The sequence below is a fragment of the Methylocystis sp. SB2 genome (genome assembly GCF_049817085.1).
GTDB lineage: Bacteria > Pseudomonadota > Alphaproteobacteria > Rhizobiales > Beijerinckiaceae > Methylocystis > Methylocystis rosea.
Genome location: NZ_CP187401.1, coordinates 1,716,276 through 1,738,061, shown reverse-complemented (window position 1 = coordinate 1,738,061; position 21,786 = coordinate 1,716,276). Strand labels below are relative to the sequence as shown.

General features: G+C 64.0%; 21 protein-coding genes. 12 read left to right on the top strand and 9 right to left on the bottom strand.

All coding sequences use genetic code 11. The features are described from left to right. Positions 1 to 67 precede the first annotated feature (67 nt). The 6 genes from ACPS74_RS08485 (at position 68) to ACPS74_RS08460 (ending at position 5,539) form a co-directional block, all read left to right on the top strand. Positions 68 to 1,249, top strand: coding sequence for a polysaccharide biosynthesis/export family protein (locus ACPS74_RS08485; protein ID WP_347372242.1), 1,182 nt, complete (start codon positions 68 to 70; stop codon positions 1,247 to 1,249). 206 nt (positions 1,250 to 1,455) lie between these two features. Beyond that, positions 1,456 to 2,205 (top strand): CDP-alcohol phosphatidyltransferase family protein, encoded by a 750-nt coding sequence (locus ACPS74_RS08480; protein WP_029649573.1) that lies wholly within the window; start codon positions 1,456 to 1,458, stop codon positions 2,203 to 2,205. A gap of 152 nt (positions 2,206 to 2,357) precedes the next feature. Continuing rightward, complete coding sequence (gene hpnA / locus ACPS74_RS08475) at positions 2,358 to 3,344, top strand: hopanoid-associated sugar epimerase (protein WP_029649574.1); 987 nt, start codon at positions 2,358 to 2,360, stop codon at positions 3,342 to 3,344. A gap of 16 nt (positions 3,345 to 3,360) precedes the next feature. Continuing rightward, positions 3,361 to 3,678 (top strand): hypothetical protein, encoded by a 318-nt coding sequence (locus ACPS74_RS08470; RefSeq protein ID WP_239753787.1) that lies wholly within the window; start codon positions 3,361 to 3,363, stop codon positions 3,676 to 3,678. Next, on the top strand, positions 3,645 to 4,982 hold the full coding sequence (locus ACPS74_RS08465; protein WP_051381734.1) for a glycosyltransferase family 4 protein: 1,338 nt from the start codon (positions 3,645 to 3,647) through the stop codon (positions 4,980 to 4,982). Before ACPS74_RS08470 ends, ACPS74_RS08465 begins: the two co-directional genes overlap by 34 nt. A 209-nt stretch (positions 4,983 to 5,191) precedes the next feature. Further along, positions 5,192 to 5,539 (top strand): MarR family winged helix-turn-helix transcriptional regulator, encoded by a 348-nt coding sequence (locus tag ACPS74_RS08460; RefSeq protein ID WP_244471412.1) that lies wholly within the window; start codon positions 5,192 to 5,194, stop codon positions 5,537 to 5,539. Here ACPS74_RS08460 and ACPS74_RS08455 read toward each other — a convergent pair. From ACPS74_RS08455 to ACPS74_RS08430, 6 genes are all read right to left on the bottom strand, one after another. Beyond that, positions 5,533 to 6,636, bottom strand: a complete 1,104-nt coding sequence (locus ACPS74_RS08455) for a lipocalin-like domain-containing protein (protein ID WP_051381735.1) — start codon at positions 6,634 to 6,636, stop codon at positions 5,533 to 5,535. The two genes, ACPS74_RS08460 and ACPS74_RS08455, sit on opposite strands and share 7 nt — an antisense overlap. Beyond that, entirely contained in the window at positions 6,626 to 9,094 is a 2,469-nt protein-coding gene (locus ACPS74_RS08450; protein ID WP_029649586.1) for an ABC transporter permease, read from the bottom strand. The genes ACPS74_RS08455 and ACPS74_RS08450 overlap by 11 nt, the downstream gene beginning before the upstream one ends. 169 nt (positions 9,095 to 9,263) lie before the next feature. Then, a complete protein-coding gene (locus tag ACPS74_RS08445; RefSeq protein ID WP_370646261.1) occupies positions 9,264 to 9,977 on the bottom strand; it encodes an ABC transporter ATP-binding protein in 714 nt (237 codons plus the stop codon). Positions 9,978 to 10,065: 88 nt separating this feature from the next. After that, on the bottom strand, positions 10,066 to 12,423 hold the full coding sequence (locus ACPS74_RS08440) for a TonB-dependent receptor family protein (RefSeq protein ID WP_029649590.1): 2,358 nt from the start codon (positions 12,421 to 12,423) through the stop codon (positions 10,066 to 10,068). 56 nt (positions 12,424 to 12,479) lie between these two features. Further along, positions 12,480 to 12,842: a hypothetical protein gene (locus tag ACPS74_RS08435; protein ID WP_244471414.1), complete on the bottom strand. Its 363-nt coding sequence runs from the start codon at positions 12,840 to 12,842 to the stop codon at positions 12,480 to 12,482. Positions 12,843 to 13,027: 185 nt separating this feature from the next. After that, positions 13,028 to 13,477 carry a copper uptake system-associated protein gene (locus ACPS74_RS08430; protein ID WP_029649594.1) on the bottom strand — a complete coding sequence of 150 codons (450 nt, stop codon included), beginning with the start codon at positions 13,475 to 13,477 and terminating at the stop codon, positions 13,028 to 13,030. A gap of 133 nt (positions 13,478 to 13,610) precedes the next feature. Between ACPS74_RS08430 and ACPS74_RS08425 the strand changes: the two genes are divergently transcribed. The 3 genes from ACPS74_RS08425 to ACPS74_RS08415 all read left to right on the top strand — a co-directional run bounded on the left by ACPS74_RS08425 (position 13,611) and on the right by ACPS74_RS08415 (position 17,105). Further along, positions 13,611 to 14,162, top strand: a complete 552-nt coding sequence (locus ACPS74_RS08425; RefSeq protein ID WP_029649596.1) for a TetR/AcrR family transcriptional regulator — start codon at positions 13,611 to 13,613, stop codon at positions 14,160 to 14,162. 31 nt (positions 14,163 to 14,193) lie between these two features. Beyond that, positions 14,194 to 16,473, top strand: a complete 2,280-nt coding sequence (locus tag ACPS74_RS08420) for a membrane protein (RefSeq protein ID WP_029649599.1) — start codon at positions 14,194 to 14,196, stop codon at positions 16,471 to 16,473. Positions 16,474 to 16,661: 188 nt separating this feature from the next. After that, positions 16,662 to 17,105, top strand: coding sequence for a hypothetical protein (locus ACPS74_RS08415; RefSeq protein WP_157055223.1), 444 nt, complete (start codon positions 16,662 to 16,664; stop codon positions 17,103 to 17,105). Positions 17,106 to 17,144: 39 nt separating this feature from the next. Here the strand turns inward: ACPS74_RS08415 and hemH are convergent, their stop codons facing one another. Beyond that, a complete protein-coding gene (gene hemH / locus ACPS74_RS08410) occupies positions 17,145 to 18,152 on the bottom strand; it encodes a ferrochelatase (RefSeq protein ID WP_029649603.1) in 1,008 nt (335 codons plus the stop codon). 171 nt (positions 18,153 to 18,323) lie between these two features. On the opposite strand from hemH, the gene ACPS74_RS08405 reads away from it, so the two are divergent. Continuing rightward, positions 18,324 to 19,679, top strand: coding sequence for a hypothetical protein (locus ACPS74_RS08405; RefSeq protein WP_029649605.1), 1,356 nt, complete (start codon positions 18,324 to 18,326; stop codon positions 19,677 to 19,679). Here ACPS74_RS08405 and panB read toward each other — a convergent pair. Together panB and ACPS74_RS08395 are read right to left on the bottom strand one after the other, a co-directional pair. After that, a complete protein-coding gene (gene panB / locus ACPS74_RS08400) occupies positions 19,676 to 20,470 on the bottom strand; it encodes a 3-methyl-2-oxobutanoate hydroxymethyltransferase (protein WP_029649607.1) in 795 nt (264 codons plus the stop codon). The two genes, ACPS74_RS08405 and panB, sit on opposite strands and share 4 nt — an antisense overlap. 100 nt (positions 20,471 to 20,570) lie before the next feature. Beyond that, positions 20,571 to 20,708: a hypothetical protein gene (locus ACPS74_RS08395; RefSeq protein ID WP_164479393.1), complete on the bottom strand. Its 138-nt coding sequence runs from the start codon at positions 20,706 to 20,708 to the stop codon at positions 20,571 to 20,573. A gap of 345 nt (positions 20,709 to 21,053) precedes the next feature. Between ACPS74_RS08395 and rpsF the strand changes: the two genes are divergently transcribed. Next, positions 21,054 to 21,509 carry a 30S ribosomal protein S6 gene (rpsF, locus tag ACPS74_RS08390; protein ID WP_124739196.1) on the top strand — a complete coding sequence of 152 codons (456 nt, stop codon included), beginning with the start codon at positions 21,054 to 21,056 and terminating at the stop codon, positions 21,507 to 21,509. Continuing rightward, positions 21,506 to 21,742 carry a 30S ribosomal protein S18 gene (gene rpsR / locus ACPS74_RS08385; RefSeq protein ID WP_014890780.1) on the top strand — a complete coding sequence of 79 codons (237 nt, stop codon included), beginning with the start codon at positions 21,506 to 21,508 and terminating at the stop codon, positions 21,740 to 21,742. Before rpsF ends, rpsR begins: the two co-directional genes overlap by 4 nt. Positions 21,743 to 21,786: the final 44 nt, after the last annotated feature.

Here is a 21,786-nt window from a genome sequence, read left to right as displayed (position 1 = left end):
GTCTCTGGGAGGGCTCTTCCTCTGTGTTCAATAATTCGCGCCGGCGGGCGCATATATTGGAGCGACTTTGACGATTGCCCTTCCCCCGCTGCGGCTCTGCCTTGCGCTCGCTCTCGGATTGCAGCTGGCGGGATGCTCGATTTTTCCGGCGGCAGGTCCATCGCGTAAGGACATTGTAGAGAGTATGGCGCCGACGTTGGCGACGCCGGAGCCGAGCTTCGCGCTTGTCGAGATCGACGGAAATTCGCTGGGCGTGCTCGCCCGCCGTGCGCCGCCGACATTGCGGGGCTACTTTGGCGATTACCGGCCTGCCGCCGCCCAAGCGATCGGAATCGGCGACTCGGTTCAAATCACGGTTTGGGAGGCCGCTTCCGGCGGATTGTTCTCGTCGTCCGTGTCGGATCGGATGAGCCCTGGATCTCGATCCGCCGCGATTCCGGACCAGATGGTCGGGCGCGACGGTTCGGTCACCGTGCCCTACGCAGGCCGCATCCAGGTCGCCGGCCGCAATCAGCGGGAAGTCGAGTCAGCCATCATTGAGCGGCTTCGCGGCAAGGCGATTGAACCGCAGGTCGTGGTCAATGTGACTCGCAACATCACCAACGCCGTCACGGTCACCGGCGAAGTCTCCAATGGTTCGCGCGTTCCGCTGACGCTCGGCGGCGATCGCATCATGGACGTCATCGCCGCGGCCGGCGGCTATCGCTCGCCAGTCCACGAAACTTTCGTGACCTTGACGCGCGGCAACCGCACGGCGCGGGCGCCCATTCAGGCGCTGCTCGTCAATCCTCGCGAAGACATCTATTTGCGCGCGGGCGACATTTTGACCGTCGAGCGCACGCCGCAGACGTTTACCGTCATGGGGGCGACCGGGGCCAACGCAGTCGTTCCATTCGATGCGCGCGGAATCACGCTCGAAGAGGCGATCGGCAGGTCCGGCGGCCTGACCGATTCACGCGCCGACCCCGATGGGGTTTTCATTCTGCGCTACGAGCCGGCAAGTCTCGCGCGCGAATATCCGCAGGTCTCGCCGCATCTGCTTGCGCTGGGGCTGGTGCCGGTCGCCTATCATCTCAATCTTCGCGAACCCGCGGCGTTGTTTGCGGCGCGCCGCTTCGCCATTCGCGACAAAGACATTCTTTACGTCAGCAACGCCCCGTTTTCCGACATCAGCAAGCTTATGCAGCTCGTCGGTACGGTTGGGCAGCCGGCAATTCAGGGCGTCGCCGTCAGTCGATATTTGTACTGAGGGGCATAAAGCTTGCTACGCATTCGAGACCGAAAGTGCGGGCGCATTCCAGCTTCTGAATTTGGGTTAATGCCGGTTAAGTTCTCAATATGTCATCGTTTTGCCTGTTTCGTCCGTAATAAGGCTGGGATATGATCGGTTGTTCGCTTGAGCGTCATCGGAAATTGCGCAGACGCTGACTTGTTGAACGCTTTTGAGGGGTTCTCGTGGCCAATCAGCGCATCAACCAAAGTTTTCTCGCGCTCAAGGAGCGCGCTGTGCTGTTGGCCTTGGTGCGGCGTTTGCCCGACTGGGCGACCCCGGATCATCTAACAGCGATCGGGTTGTTCGGCGCGGGACTGACCCTTCTCGGATTCATCGGCTGTCACTGGTCCAATGGATTTCTCGTTCTGGTCGTTGGAGGCCTGTTTCTCAACTGGTTCGGCGATTCTCTCGATGGCACGCTTGCGCGGCATCGTTCGATCGAACGGCCGCATTATGGCTATTTCATCGACCATTCGTCCGATCTCATCGCTCAGACTCTGATCGTTGTCGGTCTCGGCGTGTCGCCTTATTTCACGCTCGGCTCATCGCTGCTGGTGCTCTCGCTCTATCTTCTGATGAGTTCCTACACCTATCTGAGGGTCGTCACGGAGCGGGTGCATCGGTTGTCTTACGGCGGCATGGGCGCGACGGAGTTTCGACTTCTCATCGCGTCCTGGGCGCTTTTTGCAGCTTGGCTCGGTTCCAGCGCGACGACGGCGCAGGCTTATGGATTCGCAGTCCTGGATCTCGTGATCGGCGGCCTGTCCGGGTTGACCTTCCTTGGCTTCGTCGTCGTCATACAGAAGGACCTTGCGCGGATGCAGCGCGAGGAGCGCGAGATTATGGAATCGCTCCCACCGGCCTTGGCGGCGCACGAGCCATCCATATTGGAAGTAGATGATCAAAGTCTGATTGAGCCTGCCGCGAACTGACGGCCGCTGACACGAGCGCACGGCCCGATCTAGACCTCACGGGGTCGCCGCCCATTTTCCGTGAAGCGGCATTCTCTGTCGATTTCATCAGCAAAGAGAGGCGAAGGAGTCTGGGCCCTTTAAGGGCGCTGGCGCTGGGGCAGGGAAGGAGCATGGTTTCTCGCGGAACGGTACTTGTCACGGGCGCAAGCGGTTTCATCGGCGGCGCTGTCGCGAGAGGTTTGCTGGCGGAAGGATTCTGCGTACGCGCGCTTTTGCGCGGATCGAGTTCGCGCGGCAATGTGCCGCCGGATTGCGAGATCGTCGAAGGCGACGTCACTGATCGCGAGAGCGTCCGGCGCGCCATGACCGGCGTCTCGGCTCTCTTTCACCTTGCAGCGAACTATCGCCTTTGGGCTCCCGATCCAGAACCGGTGATGCGCGTCAATGTGAGCGGGACGGAGATCGTCATGCGCGAGGCGCTGCGGGCCGGCGTGCAGCGCGTCGTGCATACGAGCAGCGTCGCGACGCTTGATCCCGATTCGGCGCCCTGCACAGAATTCAACCGGTTGATTCCAGAACGGGCGATCGGCGCGTACAAGCTCAGCAAAATCCTTTCTGAGCGGTTGGTCGAAGGCATGATCCGAGATGAAGGACTGCCTGCCGTCATCGTGTGCCCCTCTGCGCCGCTCGGCTCCGGCGACGTGCGGCCGACGCCAACCGGCAGGATCGTCTGCGAGGCGATGCGCGGCGGCATGCCGGCCTACGTCGATACCGGACTCAACATCGTTCATGTGGAGGATGTCGCCGCGGGCCACATCGCCGCGATGAAAGTCGGCGGGATCGGCGAGCGCTATATTCTTGGAGGCGAGAATCTGACCTTGCGCGACCTGCTCGTTGAAATATCGCGGATCACCGGGCGGCCGCCGCCTTGGGCGAAATTGCCGCGCTGGCCGCTCATGCCGCTCGCCTACGCCAATGAAATCGTCGCGCGCTTCGCCGGCTCGGAGCCGTTTCTCAATCGGGAGAGCTTGCGGCTTTCGGGGAAGCGCATGTTCTTCGACGACTCCAAGGCGCGCCGCACGCTCGGCTATAAAACGCGGCCGCCAGCCGATGCAGTCGCCGATGCGGTGCGTTGGTTCGCTAGCCGCGGCGCCTAGAGCCGGAGTGGGGTCGATGCGGTTCTCCGGGATGAGCATGTGCAGCGCCGCGCTCGCGACGGCGGCTGCTTTCCTGACGTATGCGCAGCCGCTCGCCGCGCAAGCGATTCGAGGCTTCACCTATTGCGCGCCGCCGGCGCGCCCCAGCTGCATCGAGACATCCGCCGCCGCACTCGCGATGGCCGCTTGTGATGAAGAAATGCAGCTCTTTACGAAAATGGTTTTTCGCTATCGGGAGTGTCTCGAAAGAGAAACGGAACGCGCTGTTCGAGAAGCCAATGACGCGATCGAGATTTGGCGATGTCGTTTGGACGAGACGAAGTGCCGCAACTGACGTCGACGGCGACTGACGCGGCGCGCAGCACCGTCATCTATGACGTCACGAGGATCGTGACACGCGCGCTGAATGCGGCGCCAAATGGCATCGATCGCGTCGATTTCGCTCTCGCAAGGCATTTTCTTGCCCGCAGCGCAGGCGAGCGTGGTGCGCTCATCTGTACGGCGATTGGCCCGCGCCTCGCCGATCCCGACAGCGCGCTGGAGACGATCGAAGGCGTCGAAAGTTTCTGGCGCGAAGATGGCGACGCCGGGGAGGATGAGGTCTATCGCGCCGTCGTCGCGGCGCTTCTATCCAACGGCTCCGCTCGGGCTTCGATGACTCGCGTCAGAAGATCGCCGAATCTCTCTTTCCTTGAGCGAAACTGGCAGGCGATGCGGCGCTGGGCGCCTTATCTTGGAAGGCCAACGGGCGAGGCGCCGCGTGGCGCGATCTATTTCAACGTCACGCAATTTCTAATTGATCGAAGCTGGTATCTACGCTGGCTGACGGCGCGGCCGGATGTGAAGCCTGTTTTCTTTGTTCATGACCTCCTTCCAATCGAGGTGCCGGAGTTCTTTCGCGCGAGAGAAGCGATGCTGCATCCCAGACGCATGAGCAATGTCTGCCGCTATGGCGCAGGCGTTGTCGTCGGATCGCAAGCCGTCGCCGGGCGCCTTCGTCAATTCGCCGCCGAATGCGGAAGGCCGGAACTGCCGATCTGCGTCGCCCGCCTGCCCGTATCGCCGGTCTTCTCGTCGCGCGCCGAGCCGCCGGCGGCGCTTGACGGCGTCAATTATTTTGTTGTTTGCGGCACGATCGAACCGCGCAAGAATCTTTTGACGCTGCTGAACGTATGGCGCGCATTGGCGCGAGATACGGCTCCGCCGAAGCTCGTCATTGTCGGCAAGCGCGGCTGGCTCAGCGCCGCCGTGATCGAAATGCTGGAACGCAGCGCCGCCTTGCGTCCTCACGTCATTGAGGCGGGCGGACTTTCCACGCCGGGACTGCGCAGCCTGCTTGCCGGCGCGCGTGCGCTGCTCATGCCTTCCTTTGCCGAAGGCTTCGGTCTGCCCGTCGCAGAAGCGCTTGCGGCGGGAACGCCGGTCATCGCCTCTGACATCGAGGCCTTCCGCGAAGTCGGCGGCGACGCGATCGATTATGTCGATCCGCTCGACGGACTTGGATGGCTGCAAGCGGTGCGCGACTATTCGACGCCGCAGTCGCCGCGTCGTCGCGCGGCGCTCGCGCGCCTGAGCAGAGGAGAGTCTGATCCCAATGTTTTTTTTGCAAAGATTGATGACTTCATCGCGCAATTATAGGCCGCTCTGACGCCATCAAGAATTGACCCGCCGGCGCGGCGCGCGCATTGTTTCATTACTCCAAATGAGTCGCACAGCGCGAGAACGACTCGGGAAGTAAGAGGTTTCATTTGAATCTCTGCGAACAGACACAGGGGACTGCGCGCAAGTCGCCAAGTGAAGACGACCTGGTCGCGCTCGCGCAATTTCGCTCCGACTTGCGAAGGTTTTTGGCCTTCAGCGAACAGGTCGCCGCCGACCATGGCGTGACCGTGCAATGGTATCAAGCGCTTCTGGTGGTGCGCACCTTTCGCGACGCGAAACACATCAGCGTCGGCGAACTCGCCGAGCAGCTGATGATCCGCGATCACAGCGCGGCGGAGCTGGTGTCGCGCCTGGCGCAGGCCAAGCTTGTCAGGCGAAAGACCGACCCGACCGACCGTCGTAGATCGCTGGTCGTCATCACACGGGCAGGCGACCGGCGGCTGTCGGAGCTCGCCGCCGTACATTTGAAAAAGCTTCGGGATACGCGAGGCGCTCTTTTGAACTTTTTTCGTACGGCCACGGGGGCTCAATAGCCCGTCATTTCGAGATAGCCCTCGCCGCTGTGCGAACCCGTAAAGCGGATCGGACCTTCCCAATAGGCGAAATCGGTTCCCATCCAGCTTTTTGGATTGAGCGGCCGCGTCTCAATGTCAACGTCGCGGCTTTTAATCTTCACGCGCCAGCGGATCGGCACGTCGCGATCGGCGATACGCGTCGTCTCCAAAGGCTCGAGGACGATGTCTTCGCGCGCGAGTATGGATGTTGCGCCATCGGCGTCGATCCAATTCCCAAAGAGAAACGGCGCCGCCTCGACGCTGCGCATGCGATACAGCATCAGTCTGGCGCCGCCCTCAAGATGCAGCGAAAACCAGTCCCAGCCTTTTTGATCAGCGCCGAGCGGCTGACTCGACCATTCGCGATCCATCCAGGCGCGTCCAGAGACCTGGATTTTGCGTCCGCTCATCGACAACGAGCCTTCCGCCCGAAAGAACGGCTGGCTGTAATAATAGGAGGCCTGTCCAGCCTCGGACTTGCGGCTGTAGCCGCCTTCGCCTTGCAAAACGACCGGCCCCGTCGCTGTAAGGTCGAGCGCATAGGCGAAACTCTTGTCGCTCGCGGCAACGCGCAGCCGCTCGATTCCGGCGTCCACGGAATCGTCGCGCGTTTCCAAAACCCAGTCGTCGATGAAAGCGCGAAAGGGCGCCGCCTCGACGCCCGCCTGGCCAATTCCCCCGCGCGCGAATTTTTGTGCGAAGAGATGTTCGCTCGCGCTCGTCGCCGCCGCATGGCCCATCCATATGTTGCGATCATCCCAGCCGGCCCGCGCCGCGTTCGGCTGCAGCGCAAAGCGAAAGAGCGTCCATTGCACGCCATAGGCGGCGCCGTCATCGCCTTTAAGATTTGCGGTGACGTACCACCATTCGGTACGAAAATCGGGATGCGCGCCGTGGTCTCTTGGAAAAGCGAGCTGCGTTCCGGCCCGGGGAATCGCGAAGCCGGGCGCCGTCGCGCCAAGTCCGCCGAAGCCCTGCGCCAACGCGCCGCTCGACGACAGCGCGAGAAGAAGCGCCGATCGCCTCGAAATTGTCGAGCTCCGTTCCGGGGAACTGTTCGGGGATCTAGCGTTCATTCGAGAAGACCCTGAGCAGTTCGGTCGGCGAGACGCGTGCGAGCCGAACGACGGGGATGAGCGCCGCAAAGAACGCGGCGCCGAACGCGATGCAGGAAACCACAAGCCATTGCGCCGGAAACATATGGAATGGCAGCCGCCATCCGAAGGCGGCGACATTGACGATCGCGACAAGGCACCAGGTCATGAACAGTCCAAGCGGGATCGCGAAAGCCGCGGCGCCGGCGGCGAACGCCATGACCCGCGCCATTTCCAGGGCCGCCAGCTTGCGCCGCGTCGCGCCTAACGCCCAAATTGGCGCGATGCGGGCGCGCCGCATGTCGCTGAGCGTCAGCAGGCTGGCGAAAAGCGCGACGCCGGACACGATCAGCGTCAGCGTGTTCAACGCCGTCGTGACGGCGAATGTGCGCTCGAAGATGTCCGTCGAGAGAGTCTTGACTTCGGCTTGATCGACGATGCGCGCGATTTTTCCGCCAAAGCGCTGCTGCATGTTTTCGATGACGCGCTTTGTGGCGGCGGGATCGACACGTAGGCTGTATTGCACGCCGGAGGCGTCGTCAAAATAGCGCTTCAGCTTTTCGTGATCGATGCGCAGCTGGCCTTTCGGATTGCCGTAATCAGGAAAGACGCCGACGATGCGCGCGGGCCAGTCTCGCCCCGACGTCGGAATGTCGAGAGTCTCGCCGATAGCGAGACTGAGGCGGCGCGCCAACTGCTCGCTGACGAGAACGGCGTCCTGCGCGTGCAAGGCCGTCCACACATCCGTCGGGGCGTCGATCAAGGGAAAATGCGCCGTATAGGTTTCGTGAGGCGTCATGCCGACGACGTCGACGGGCCAACCGCCGATGCGCGTCTTCGCGCGCCAGACAGGAAGGATCGCGGCGATGTCGGGCTGCGTGCGCGCCCACGCCTCGATGTCGCGCGCATCGGCGGGCGTCGCCGCTTCGAAATAGACCTCGGCGACGAGGCGCGCGTCGAGCCAGCGATCGAACGTCTGGCGAAAGCCCTCGACCATGCCGCCGACGCCGATATTGGTCGCAAGCGCAATCAGCAGCGCCATCAGCGCAAGCGAAAGACCGGAAATTTCCTGGCGTCCGTCGGCGAAGAACCAGCGGGCGAGCGGGCGGCGCGCGAAACGCTCGCCGAGCGCCAGGACTCCGGTGAGCCCGACCGGCAGAATGAGAGCGGCGGCAAGAAGCGCCAAGCCGATGATCGCGAAGCCTGACGCAAGTCCTTCGCCAAAGCCGTATGCGCCGGCCGCCGTGACAAGAGCAAGCGCCGCGAGCGTCGCCTGCCGTCGCAAATAGCGGTGATGCGCGCCGCGCCAGGCCATGGGACGCGCGAAGGACAGCGCCGGCAGCCGCAATGCTTTCGTCAAGCCGCTCGCCGCCGCAAGCGCCGCGCCGGCGCCCGCCATCGCAAGGCCGGAGAGCCACCAGCGCGCATCGAGCGCAAGGCGATCGGAGATTTGCGCGCCGTAGAGGCTCTCGAGACTTTTTGCGACATCCGGCAGAAGCGCCTGCGCGATGGCGTGACCGCCGAGGACGCCCGCGCCTCCCGCGATGAGCGTCAGGGCGCCGATTTCGAATGCCATCGCCGCGATGAGATGAGGGGGACCAACGCCAAGCGCGCGTAAAGTGCGCAAGGTCGGCAGCCGTTGTTCGAACGCGAGGCCGTAAGCGGCGTGCACGATGAACAGTCCGACGAGGAACGCAAGAAAGCCGAAGGCGGTGAGATTGAGGTGAAAACTGTCGGTCAGGCGGGCGAGATCGCTATCATCATCCGGCGCGACCAGCCGCAGCGCATCGCCGGCGATCGGCTTAAGCCGCGCCTCGTCGAACGTCTCCTCATCGAGGATAACGAGTCGCGAGAGCTTTCCGGGTCGATCGAGCAGGCGTTGCGCGACGCCGATGTCGACGATGATTGCGCCGGGCGGCGCTTCGGCGAGCGCCGCAAGCGGCGGGAGCTGCTGACCGCGCTCGGTTTGCGGCTGCGCGCCCTCGGCGAGATCGAGTCGGCGCAACGTCTGCGGCGCGACAAAGCTACGGCCGGGCCCGGAAAAGAATTCTTCGATCACATCCGATCGCGTCCGCCTGTCGGCGATCGGCGAGCGGCGCGGCAGCGACAGCGGTTCGACGCCGATGATCCGAATATTCTTTTCGCCAATTCGGACGGCGCCTTCCAAAACGGGTGACACGGTGACGCCGGCGCGCCGCAGCCTTACGAAGAGCTCCTGGTCAAACAGGCCGCCGCGCGCGGCGACGAGCGTTCTGGCGCCGCCGCCCGAAATCGCGTTCGCCGCGGCGTCGTAGCTGTTGCGCGCCTGGGCGTTGAGCGCCTGCACGCCGCTCCACAGCGCCGTGGCGATGGCGAGGCCGAGCACGAGCGTCGCGAGATTCCCCTGCCGTCGGCGCCAGTGGCTGATAAGCGCGGCGAGCGTCCAGAGCGTCTCTCTCATACGACATCCGTTCGAACGGCTCGGATGTCATTCCCGACGCGCGCGCAAAGCGCGCGATCGGGAATCCAGAGCAAGACCAGCGTTTTTGGATTGGCTCTGGATTCCCGGCGAGGCTTTCGGCCTGCCGGGAATGAGACGGTCCAAGCGAACGGATCGGTCGGAATTCGTTTCATTGCGCCGCCAGCAGACCGGATTCCAGCCGCACGCGTCGTTGCAGCCGCGCCGCAAGGCGTTCGCTGTGCGTCGCCATCAGAAAGGCGCAGCCGGTCGCGGCGACGAGGTCGAGCGCCAGCGCCATGACGGCGTCACCGGTCGCTTCGTCGAGATTGCCGGTCGGTTCATCCGCGAGCAGTAGCCTGGGGCGTACGGCGAGGGCGCGGCCGATGGCGACGCGCTGCTGCTGTCCGCCGGATAGCTCCTCAGGATAGCGGGCGGCCAGCGTCACAAGGCCTAGACGCGCGGTGAGCTCTTCCTGCCACGCCGGATCGTAGCGCCCGGCAAGCCGCGCCTGGAAGCCCAGATTTTCGCCGACGGTCAGGCTCGGGATCAGATTGAATTGCTGAAAGACGACGCCGATCCTTTCGCGCCGGATGGCGGCCCGCGCGTTTTCCGTGAGCCGCGTCAGCGCGACGCCATCGAGAACGACGTTGCCCGAGTCGGCGTCGTCGAGCGCGCCGACAAGATGCAGGAGCGTGCTCTTGCCGCTGCCGGATTCGCCGGTCAGCGCGAGACTGGCGCCCACGGCGAGCGTGAAGTCCACGCCGCGCAGCACGGGAATGCGGCCCTGCGGCGTCGGATAGGATTTTTGCAGACCCTCGACGCGCAGCATCGGCGCGCTTGTCCGTGTGGCGGCGAGATTTTCCGGCGTCGCGTCAATCGACAAGCATTGCGCCCTGATCGGACCGGCGAAGGCGGCCGGCGCGCCAGCCCTATATATGGCTCGCCGCGCCGATCGCCCAAACGTCGCCGAGCTAGAAGGCGAGGCGCAAGCCTCCGTAGATCACCCGCCCCGTGCCCGGATAGAAGACCCGCGGATCGAGACCGCGGGCGTCGACGATCGTGGTCACGTCGCTGATGTAGTGGCGATTGGTCAGATTGCGCGCCTCGACAAAGAACGAGAGCCCGTAGGGCAGCTTCATGCCCGCCTGGACGCCCAGCAAGACATAGCCGGGCGCCTGCAGCGTATTGGCGTAGTCGACGTAAGCGCCTCCCGGAACCCAATCCATCTGCGGCGCGAGATAGAGGCCGTCGGGCCGCCAATAGGACAGCGTGGTGCGCAAGACGTGGCGCGGAATGCCGGCCAGCGTATTGTCGCCGAAGTCGCGATCGCCGACGAAGCGGAAATCGTTCCAGGTCCACACCTGCGACAGCTTCAGCGCGTCGCCCGCATCCGGCGCGAAAATATCGCGCAGGAGTTCGGCGCTCGCAGCGAATTCCACGCCCTGGTGCATGGTGCGTTTCGCGTTGAAGGTCGTCGCCGGAATGCCGAGGCCGGGATTGGTGGTGAATTTCAGCAGCTCGTCCTGCAGTTCCGAATGGTAGAAGGTCACGTCCCAGGTGTAGCGGTCCCATCTGCCGCGCGCGCCGAGTTCCCCGGTCCAGGCTTTCTGCGCGGCGAGCGGCGTAAATTTGGTGCCATCGCGCGGCGGCGGAAACACGCCTTGCGTCAGGTCGATGAAGTCCGGCACGTCGCGGCTTCCGGTCATGTCGGCGAAGAACTGAATGTCCGGCGTGGGTTCGTACATCAGACCGACCTTGGGCACGATGCCGCGGTAGACTTGGTCCGATACGCCGGGAACAGGCTCGAATGGAATGCCGCCGAGAACCGCATAGCGCCGCGTATCGGCGAAAAGCTTGGCGCCGAACATGAAGATGAGCTGCGGCGTGATGTGCAGGCGATCCTCGAAATAGGCTTCGAGATTGAGCGCCGTCGCGCGATTGTTGCGCAGACGCGGATCCAATCCGGGATTGATGAACAGGCCGCAGAAACCGAAGCATGAATTCGCCGCGCCAAATTGAGCGAGTCCGTTGAACGAATAGGGCGGAAAGGAAAACTGCGCATTGGCGAAGTTCGCGGGGATTCCGCCATAGGGATTGAGCCGCATGCCATTGTAATTGTCGGCCCAATTATCGCTCGACGATCCGCCCCAGACGCGGCCGCCGAGGATGAGCTCGTTGGGGTGGCCGTCAACGAGGAAATTCGAGGTGAGGCGCGGCGTGAATCCCCAGGTCCCGCCGTCCTGTTCGATGACCACGAAAATCGGATGATAGAGATAATTGTGCGTGTACCAGCTGTTGAGGTCGATGCGGCCGAACTCGCTCAGGATCGTGGTCTTGTTCGAAATGCGCCAGTTCTTGACGTTGCGCGCCTGATTGGCGCCAAAGCCGTCCGGTCCGAAACCCGGCGGAAACGGCGGCAGCGACAGTCGCGGATTGTTGCGCGCGTCAAATTCGTTGAGTTGTCCTGGCAGCAATTGCCACGTGTCATAGACGCCGAAATAGAACCGCGTTTCGAGATCGTTGGAGAAGCGATAGCCGAGATTGCCGTTGAGCTGCGTGTAGTCCGTCGTCGAATGTTTTCTGTAGTTGTCGGCATGGGTGAACGTGCCGTTGATGAGAAAATCGAAATTGCCGATGATGCGCGACATCTGCGCTTGCCCGCGCACCGTTCCGTAACTGCCGCCCTCGAGCGACGCCATGTTCGGCGCGAGCGCCGTGTAGGCTGTGGGCGAGATGAAATTGATGGCGCCGCCGAGCGTCGAGGAGCCATAGGCGAGGGCGTTGCCGCCTTTCATAACTTCGATCGCGCGAAAATATTTGGGATCGATCTGATACATATCGCCGCCGCCGTCGGCGTAGTTCATCGGAATGCCGTCCTGAAGCAGCTCCAGTCCACGCAGATGGAAATCGCGCGTCAGATTCGAGCCGCGGATCGAAAGACGCAGTTCCTGCCCATAGCGGCTTTCGACATAGACGCCCGGGACGTCCTTGAGCGCGTCGCGCAGGTCGTGAACGTAGCGGGTTTGAATCTCGGGCGTATTGGCGTCGACGAAGGCGACCGAGCCGACGCTGCGCTCGAGTTCGCGGCGCTGCTGCGGGACTGAAGGCACTGTGAGCGAGCCGCCGCCGCCGGTTTGCGTCCATGTGGCGGGGGCGGCTGGCGCTGTCGCCGTAGACGGCGCGCGACCGCCGCCGCGTCCGGCGACGCGCGGCTTGGCGCTGCCAATGTCGATGGTCGGCAGACTCTGTTGCGCAAAGGCGCTCGAGTCCGCGAGCGAAAGAACGAGGGCGACGGCGGAGGCGCCGCGCAGCAAGCCGGTCCGGAACATGGAATCTCTCCTGAGCGGCCTCTCGCCGCGCGATCGTTAGGGGAAGACTGTCGCGATCAGGAGAAACGGGGCGGCGCGCGCGGCGCGGCGCGCGAACGTGCATGGACGGTTTTTCTGGCCGGCGCCTGAATGGCGCAGAATGCGCGGCTCGCCGCGCGGGGCGGCGCATAGGCGATGGCGCCAGATACGGACGCGAAAAAGGGAAAAACCAGCTCTTTCTGGCTGTGACCGCAGAGCGAGCAGCATTGCTCGCCGCCGCAAGGATGCTTCGTCGGCGCAGGTTGGGAAGTGTCCGGACAGTGCACGGTCGTCCCGGGACGCGCGGCATGCGCCGGCGCGGCGGATGAAACCGCCGCGAACACGACAAGCAGCGCGATGCAAAGGGCCCCGATGCGCCGCAAAATCATCGAGCGAGGCATTCTCGCAAGGGCCGCCATCTGTCTCGGATCCTCGTGGCTGCGTCTCGCCGAAGGCGTGAAGGGAGGGGCGTCCAGAGCCCGAACCAGAATGTTGGTAATATACCAAATTACGTGGGGCAACGCTTCGGCTGGCCTGACGGGCGTATTTTCGGTTGCTGTTGCTCCGGCGCAACAGTGCGCGACAGTCAGGGAATGGGCTTGTGATGGGGATCGAGCGGCGAATGGCTCCCATCCGCCTCGACGGCGGCCATGCCGTCAAATCGGGAGAAACGCTCGACGACGTCGGGGGAGAGCCGCGTCTCTTCGGCCGCGAGCCGTTTTGAAAGCGCCTCAGCATTTGCTCTCGAAACGCCGAGCTTTTCCAGCGTGGCGCTGTCTTTCAAGGCGTCGCCGGCGCAAAGCGAGATGCTCCACGCATCGCCCTTACGCGTCAGAAACGCCCGGCCGCCGAGTTCGCCCTGGCGCCAGTCGGCGATGGCGACGTCGCCTTCGACGACGACAGCATCCACGAAAAGGCGCGTTTCAGGCTTGTCGAATGTTTCGAAAAGCAGGCGGCGCGCCGCCTCGGATCCTTCGTCGGCCCGCGCGCTCAGGCACGCCGCTGCACTGATCATCCCGATAAGAAATAGTCTCATCAATCCTCTCCAACGTTAGCGTGGCGGCTAGGTTGGTATATTACCAATAGAATGTGACGCAAGCGCCAGAGGCGTTTCCGCGGCGCGTTTTTTTTGATAGGACGCTGGCGCGGCGAAGGTTGAATGAACGCGAATGGCGATGGTGGAAAAAGGCGCGCGTCAGCGCATTCTGGACGCTGCGCTCAAAATCCTCAGGAAGGAAGGCGTCTCGGCGCTGACCCAAACCCGCGTCGCCGCCGCGGCCGGACTGCGGCAGTCGCATTTGACCTATTATTTTCCGCGTAAGACGGATTTGCTCGCCGCGACGCTCGAAGCGTCGCATGCGCAGGCGCATAAGCCTAAGCGCGGTTCGGTCGGAAGCGACGTCGATCCTGTCGATGCGGTGCGCGCGCTCATGTTTGAGCGCAACAGGATGCGCTTCTTCTTGAGCGTCGTGGCGCAGGCGAGCGACCAATCGGAAATTCGCGCAACGCTCGCCGCGCACGCCCGAGGCGTGGCCGAGCAGCTCGCGCCGCTCTTCGGCCGGACGGCCGACGACCCCGATATCATCGCCTTTATCGACATGCTTCGGGGCATGGGGTTGCGCCTCCTGCTGGAATCGGATGACAAGCGCCGTCCGACTGTTGATATCGACGCGCTCGCTGCGCGCTTCGGCCTCAGGCGGGCGCCTGAAGCGCGGCTTTGAGCCATGGCCTGGAGCCGCTAGAACTGTGGCCATGCAACGAATCGGTAGAAGCGCCGGCCGCCCGGAAGGTCAGCCCTACGCCCTCGCGGCGGCGTTCTTCCTCGTCTGCGCGCTGGCGCTCGCCTTTCCCTGGCTTTCCGGGCGGGTCACCATTCCCTGGGACGCGAAAGCGCATTTTTTTCCGCAATTCGCCTTTCTCGCCCATGCCCTGCACAGCGGCCAGTCGCCGTTCTGGACGCCACACGTCTTTGCGGGGATGCCGCAGATCGCCGATCCGCAATCGCTGATTTTCTCGCCGTTTTTCCTGCTGGCGGCGGCGCTCGTTCCCGAGCCGTCCTTCGTGATGGCCGACGCGATCGTCTTCGCCATGCTGGCCTTGGGCGGCCTTGCGCTCATCGCCTATTTTCGCGATCGCGGCTGGAGCGCCGCGGGAGGATTGCTGGCTGCGCTCGCGTTTGCTTTTGGCGGCTCGGCGGCGTGGCGAATCCAGCATGTCGGGCAGATCATGAGTCTCGCCTGGCTGCCGGTCACGCTGTGGCTGCTGGCGCGGGGGCTTGATCGGCGCTCGGCCCTCTATGGCGCCGCGGCGGGCGCCGCCGCCGCACTGCTGGTGCTGGGACGGGACCAGGTCGCGTTCCTCGGCGTGCTGATGCTTTCCGCTTATGCCGCCTATCGCGTCGCTACCGATGAATCGCCCAAACTCGGCGCGGTTACGCCGCTCGCGGCGGGCGCGCTCGTCGGGTTGACAATCATCGCCGTGCCGCTCGCGTTCACGCTGGAGCTCGCCGCGCATTCAAACCGACCCGAGATCGATCTCGACGGCGCATTCAAGGGCTCGCTGCCGCCGGGCTCCTTCTGGACGCTGATCTCCGCCAATATGTTCGGAACGGACGGACCCCTCAAAAACTTCTGGGGGCCCCCGGCCGGCGAGCGCGACCTTTTCCTCGCGCGCAACATGACCAATGTTTATTTGGGCGAACTGACGCTCGTATCGTTGCTCGCGGCGCTGGGCAGGCGCTTCCTTTCGAATAAGGAAATCCGCTTTTTCGCCGCCGCCGCGCTGTTTTTCGCCCTCTACGCCCTGGGCCGCTACACGCCGGCCTTCGCCTTCTTCTATCATCTGCCGGGCGTCGACCTTTGGCGCCGGCCGGCCGACGCTACATTCTTGCTCGGCGCGACGCTCGCGATCCTCGCGGGATATGGCTTCAATCTCATTGAGCGGGGCGAGGCCACGCCGCGTACGGCTTGGGTTGTCGGCGCTCTCGCCGCGCTCTTCGCGGCCGCGCTGCTCGTCGCGGGCGTGAAGGGCCATCTCAACCAAGCCTCCTGGCCGCTCGCGACAAGCGCGATTTTTGCCGCGCTCGCCGTCGCGCTAATCCTCGCGACTCGCGACAGGCTGCTGCGCGGCCCCTATCTGCTTGCGGCGGTCGCCACGTTGATGAGCGTCGATCTTACGATCGGCAATGGACCAAATGAATCGACGGCCTTGCCGCCTGAACAGTTCGACGCCTTGCGGGTCGACGGCAAGGATCCGGTGATCGCCTATCTGCGCGGCAAGCTCAAGGAGACGGCGGGGCCGGATCGTCGCGACCGCGTCGAACTTGCGGCGATCGATTTTCATTGGCCGAACGCGTCGCTCGTTCATGGCTTCGATCATGATCTTGGTTACAATCCCATCCGGCTGCGGCTCTTCGAAGACGTAACCGGCGCCGGAGACCATCTCGCGCTTCCCGAGCAGCGCCAGTTTTCCAAGCTCTATCCTTCCTATCGCTCAGTCCTGTCGGACATGCTCGGCCTGCGATTTATCGCGACCGGCGTGCCCATCGAAAAGATCGACCAGAATTACAAGTCCGGCGACTTCGTCGAACTCACGCGCATCGGCGACGTTCACATTTACGAAAATCCCCGCGCCATGCCGCGCGTCATACTCGCAACCTGCGCCATCCACGTCGATTTTGCGGCGATGATGAAGAGCGGCGAGTGGCCGGAGGCGGACTATCGCGAGACGGTGCTCCTGGAGACGCCGCCGATCTGCCATACGCGCAAAGATGCGCCGCCGGCGACGGCGAAAATCCTCTCCTACGAGAACGATCGCATCGTCGCCGAGGCCAACGCGCCTCCGGGCGGAGGCTGGCTTGTTTTGCACGACGTCTGGCATCCGTGGTGGTTCGCGAACCTCGACGGCGTGGAAGCGCCGATTCTGCGCGCGAATGTCATGTTCCGGGCCGTCGCGATTCCGGAAGGGCGCCATGAGGTGCGGTTTCACTTTCAGCCGCTGCGCGGATTGCTGACGGAATTATCGCGGCGCTGAAGGTGGTGGTTGCGCTTCCGCGCTCTTGCTGTGCGTGACGAAAAATCTGCCTGAGAGGGAAACGATTTCGGCCGCGTCGCGTTAACCAAGTGCTTTTCTTGAAGCAGATCATTTTTAGAGAACGGAAATGGCGCGGAAGTGAGAGCGTCCGAGCCAATTTGAAGATCGCCTATTTAAAGGAGAATGTTATGCGCGCGACTTTGGCGGCAATTCTTTTCGGCTTCTTATTGGCAAGCATGGGCGCGACGCCCGCCCGCAGCGAGGACGCCACTTTCAAGCTCACCAACTCTGCTCCCCACATCATTTGGGTCAAACTCTTCTCTCAAACGCGGCGCGGCTGGCAGTGGCCGAGTTCGACGCGGCATTGGATTCTCGACGATGGCCAGCAGCACACGCTGGCGGCGGGGCAATGCCAGCCGGGCGAAAAGATCTGCTACGGCGGGTCCTATCAGAACAGGTCATCCCAATGGGGCGTCGGCCTTGATGGGAAGCGAGGTTGCGCGCATTGCTGCATCACATGCGGCCAATCGCATGCATGGAATTTGACAGGAGGAGCCTCCGACGTGGCGTCGCGTCCTTCGGCCGGTCATATGATCGACCCCGGACCGGTGCTCGTGCCTGCAGATGATTAACGGCGGTCGCTCGTCGGAACTGTCGCGAGGCCGCCGGGCTTAAATCCATCCCGCGATCTCGCGCTTCGCCAGAGTCTCGATCAGCGCCATGCTTTCGTCGCTGTCGTTGAGACATGGCAGGCGGGCGAATTTCTCGCCGCCTTTCTCGAGAAAAAGATCGCGAATTTCGACGCCAAGCTCTTCGATCGTCTCAAGGCAATCAGCGGAAAATCCCGGCGCAACGACGGCGATGCGCTTGACGCCGGCGCCGGCAAGCTCGGTCACCACGTCCGACGTATAGGGCTCGATCCACCGCGCGCGTCCAAAGCGCGACTGAAAAGCAAGACGCAGGCTTTGGGCGTTCATGCCGAGACGTTCGCAGAGCAGTCGCCACGTCGCTTCGCAGTGCGCGCGATAAGGATCGCCGCGATCAATCTGCGCCTGCGGAAGGCCATGGAACGAGGCGATGATGACCTCTGGTTCGAAATCGAGCGCGGCGCGCGCGCGCGTAATATTTGTCGCGAGCGCGTCGATATAGGCCGGGTCGTCGTAATAGGGCGCGCCGATGCGCAGCGCCGGCTGCTTGCGCATCTCGCGCAGCGCGTCGAAAGCGGCGTCGGCGGCGGAGCCCGTGGTCGATGACGCATATTGCGGGTAGAGCGGCAGCACCGCGATCCGCTCGCAGCCCTTCGCGATCAGCGATTCGATCTGCGTCGCGATCGACGGCGCGCCGTAGCGCAGCGCGTAGTCAATGATGAGGTTCGAAGCGCCGATCCGCGCCTGCAGCTTCTCGGCTTGCAGGCGGGTGAAGGTCTTCAGCGGACCTTCGCCCGTGTCGGCGTTCCAGATCGACTCATAGAGCTTCGCCGAGCGGGCCGGGCGGGTGTTGAGCACGACGCCGTAGAGGATCGGCAGCCATAGCGCGCGCGGGAGGTCGACGACTCTGCGGTCGGATAGAAATTCCGCCAGGTAGCGCCGCACCGCCGCGACATCGGGCGCATCAGGCGTGCCGAGATTGACGAGAAGGAGTCCGACCGGCGCTTCTCTCGAGACCGTGGCTGACGTCATGATGAGCCTTGTTGCGGACCGCCCGCCCAGATGGCGGCGCGGCAAAAGAACATCTTCTAGCGGCGGCGGCGGTCCTGGCAACTCGCCAGATGACATTGTCGCGCGGCATGGAAATCGCTTCGCGCACGCAGGCCGGCTAATGTGCGGATTGGCCCCTCGCGAAAGGGCGCCATGAAATCCATATCTCGCAGCCGCGCCATGTGCGAATGGGACGATTTCGACACCGCCGCGCCGCAAATTCGGGCGGCGCTGGCCTTGTCCGATGGGCCGGCGACGCCCCCCTTCCTCCTACTGTCTGAGCCCGGCATCACCGCCGGCGAACAGCGCGCCTGTTCCGAGAGCTGGACCGCCGCGCGGCTTTTGGCGGCCGGGCCGCTGCGCGCGAGCCTCGCCATGCGCTTCGACCTCTCGACCCGCAGCAGGATCCGCGTCGGTTATCTGTCAAACGACTTCCACGAGCATGCGACCGCGCATCTTCTCGTCGAGACGCTCGAGGCGCATGATCGCGCCCGCTTCGAGATTCGCGCTTACAGCTATTGCGGCGTCGAGGGGGCGATGCGGACGCGGCTGCGGGCCGCCTTCGACGCGTTCGCCGACATTTCGCAGCTGACCGACGCCGAGGCCGCGCGCCTCATCAATGCGGACGGCGTCGATATTCTGATCGATCTCAAGGGCTTCACCCATGGCGCGCGCACCAGCGTGATGATGCTGCGGCCGGCGCCCGTTCAGGTCAATTATCTCGGCTATCCCGGCACGCTCGGAACGGGCGTGTGCGATTACATCGTAACCGATCGCTATGTCACGCCGCCGTCGTCGGCGTCGGCCTATTCGGAAGCCTTCGCCTATCTGCCGCACGCCTATCAGCCGCACGGGCGCGGGACGCCGCTGCGCGCGCCGCCGTCGCGGGCCGCCGCCGGTCTGCCGGCGGAAGGCTTTGTCTATTGCTGCTTCAATCAGGCCTATAAGCTCACGCCCTTCATCTTCGATCTTTGGGCGCGACTGCTCGAGGCGACGCCGGGCGCCGTGCTGTGGCTCTCGGCGGCGATGCTGGCGGAAGGCAATCTGCGCAATGAAATGCGCAGACGCGGAATTGACGCGGCGCGGATGATCTTCGCGCCGCATTTGCCGCAGGCCGAACATCTGGCGCGCCTGCAACTCGCCGATCTCGCGCTCGACACGGCGCCCTTCGGATCACATACGACGGCGAGCGACGCGCTTTGGGCGGGCGTGCCGATCGTGACCTGCGCAGGCGACACTTTCCCCTCGCGCGTGGCCGGAAGCCTCTTGCATGCGATCGGGCTGCCGGAGTTGATCGCGGCGGATTTCGACGAATATTTGGAGATCGCGCTGGTCTTGGCGGGCGATCCCGTTCGTTGCGCCGAACTGCGGGCGAAGCTCGCCGCCAATCGCCTGACGACGGCGCTCTTCGACGTCTACGCCTATACGCGCGCGCTGGAATCGCTGTTCGAAGACATGTGGCGCCGGCGTCTCGCCGGCGCGCCGCCCGTGATCATCGGCGCGCTCTAAGACGCGCCGCGCGCCGCGCGCTCGAAGGCGGAGCGTTCGTCGTCAGCCATGTGAAAGGCGTGCTCCTGCGCCGGAAAGCGCCCGGCGCGAACGTCGCGCGCATAGGCCTCGACGGCCTCGCGTAGCGCCGCGCCAACGGCGCCGTAGCGGCGGTTGTGCTTGAATTCACGCGCGGTGATCCCTGCAAGATCGTTGACGACGAGCACCTGTCCATCCGTCGCGGCGCCGGCGCCGATGCCGATCGTTGGCGCGCCGATCGCTTGCGTGATCCGCGCCGCGAGCTCCTGCGGCACGAGCTCCAGCACCAAAAACTTCTGTGCGGCGGCGTCGAGCGCCAGCGCGTCGTCATAGAGTTTCGCGGCGGCCTGCGCCGTCTTGCCTTGGCGCCGCTTCACGTCGTGATGCTGCGATTCGAGGCCGAGATGTGAGCACACGTCGAAGCCGGCCGCGGTCAGGGCGCGCATGATTTCGAGCTGCGCGCCTTCGAATTTCACGCAGTCGGCGCCAGATTCGCGCAGCAGGCGCGAACTTTCGATCGCCTGCTGGGGGGTGTCATAGGTCGCATAGGGCAAATCGCCGATGATGTAGACCTCGGGCGCGCCGCGCCGCACCGCCGCGATGTGATGCGCCATATCGGCGAGCGTCACCTCGCGCTCATGCGCATAGCCCAGAACATTCACCCCGACGCTGTCGCCGACGAGGATAATGTCGACGCCGGCCTCCGCCTCGATGCGCGCGGTCGGCGCGTCATAGGCGGTGACGACCACGATCTTCTCGCCTCGGCGCTTCATGTCGAGGAAGGTGCTGGCGTTGGGCAAACGGCGACTCCGGCGCGCCTAATCGTCAGGACGACACTCTATATCAAAACGGCTTGCGCGGGCCGGGAATGCGTCAGTGCGCTACGCCGTCCCTGCAGGCATGCGGCTGGCCGGGAACGCGGATTTCCTGGAAGCCGCCGCATTTGTCGCAGGCGGACAGCAGCGCGGAGAGGGCCGCCAGCAGCGCGAACACTCGGATTTTCCGCGTCATCTCGTCTCTCCTGGCGGCGGCTTGACGGCGCGACCATACTGGCCGAGCCGCCCTGCGGCAAGCCGCGAGGCCGTGCGCTCTTGCATCCTGCTTAAAGCCGCGTATAAACCGCCGATCGCGACGTTCCCGGCCGGGGGCTGAACGGAAGCGCTCGAGCGCATATTCCCGAAACGCACAAAGCGCTTTCGGACGGGAATATGGGCAGAGAGCGAGGGTTTCAATGCCCGTCTTCCCGTGCCTCCGCCTTCGAACTTTCCTTCTCGAGCCTTTCCGGGGGCAGGTCCCCAAGAAGCGCTCGAAGGGCTTGGCGCCGGAGCGGCTCGCGGCAACGGAAAGGCGAAATCCATGCCTCTTTACGAGCATGTCTATCTCGCGCGTCAGGACGTTTCTCCCCAGCAGGTGGAGGCCCTGACCGCGCAGTTCAAAAACGTCATCGCGTCGCTCGGCGGCACGGTCGGCAAGACCGAATATTGGGGCGTCAAGTCGCTCGCCTATCGGATCAACAAGAACCGCAAGGCGCATTTCACCCTGATGAACATCGACGCGCCGCCGGCGGCGCTCGCCGAGATGCAGCGCCAGCAGAGCATCAACGAAGATATTCTGCGCGTGCTGACGCTGCGCGTCGACGAGCTGGAGGAGGGTCCTTCGGCGCAGCTTCGCAAACGTGAAGACGATGACCGCGGCGAGCGCCGCGGCCCGCGCGGCGACAGAGGCGATCGCGGGGATCGAGGCGACCGGGGAGATCGTCCCGAGCGTCGCCCGCGCCGCGAAGAAGGCAAGGTTGAAGGAGAGGTCGAATGAGCACCGCCCCGCGCCGCCCCTTCTTCCGCCGCCGCAAGTCCTGCCCGTTCACCGGCGCCAACGCGCCGAAGATCGACTATAAGGACACGCGTCTGCTGTCCCGCTACATCAGCGAGCGTGGCAAGATTGTGCCCTCGCGCATCACCGCCGTTTCGGCCAAGAAGCAGCGCGAACTCGCGCAGGCGATCAAACGCGCCCGCTTCCTCGGCTTGCTGCCTTACGTGATCCGCTAAAGAAGATCGCGTTTTTGAAGCCTGCGGCCGCGTCCCGAAAGGGG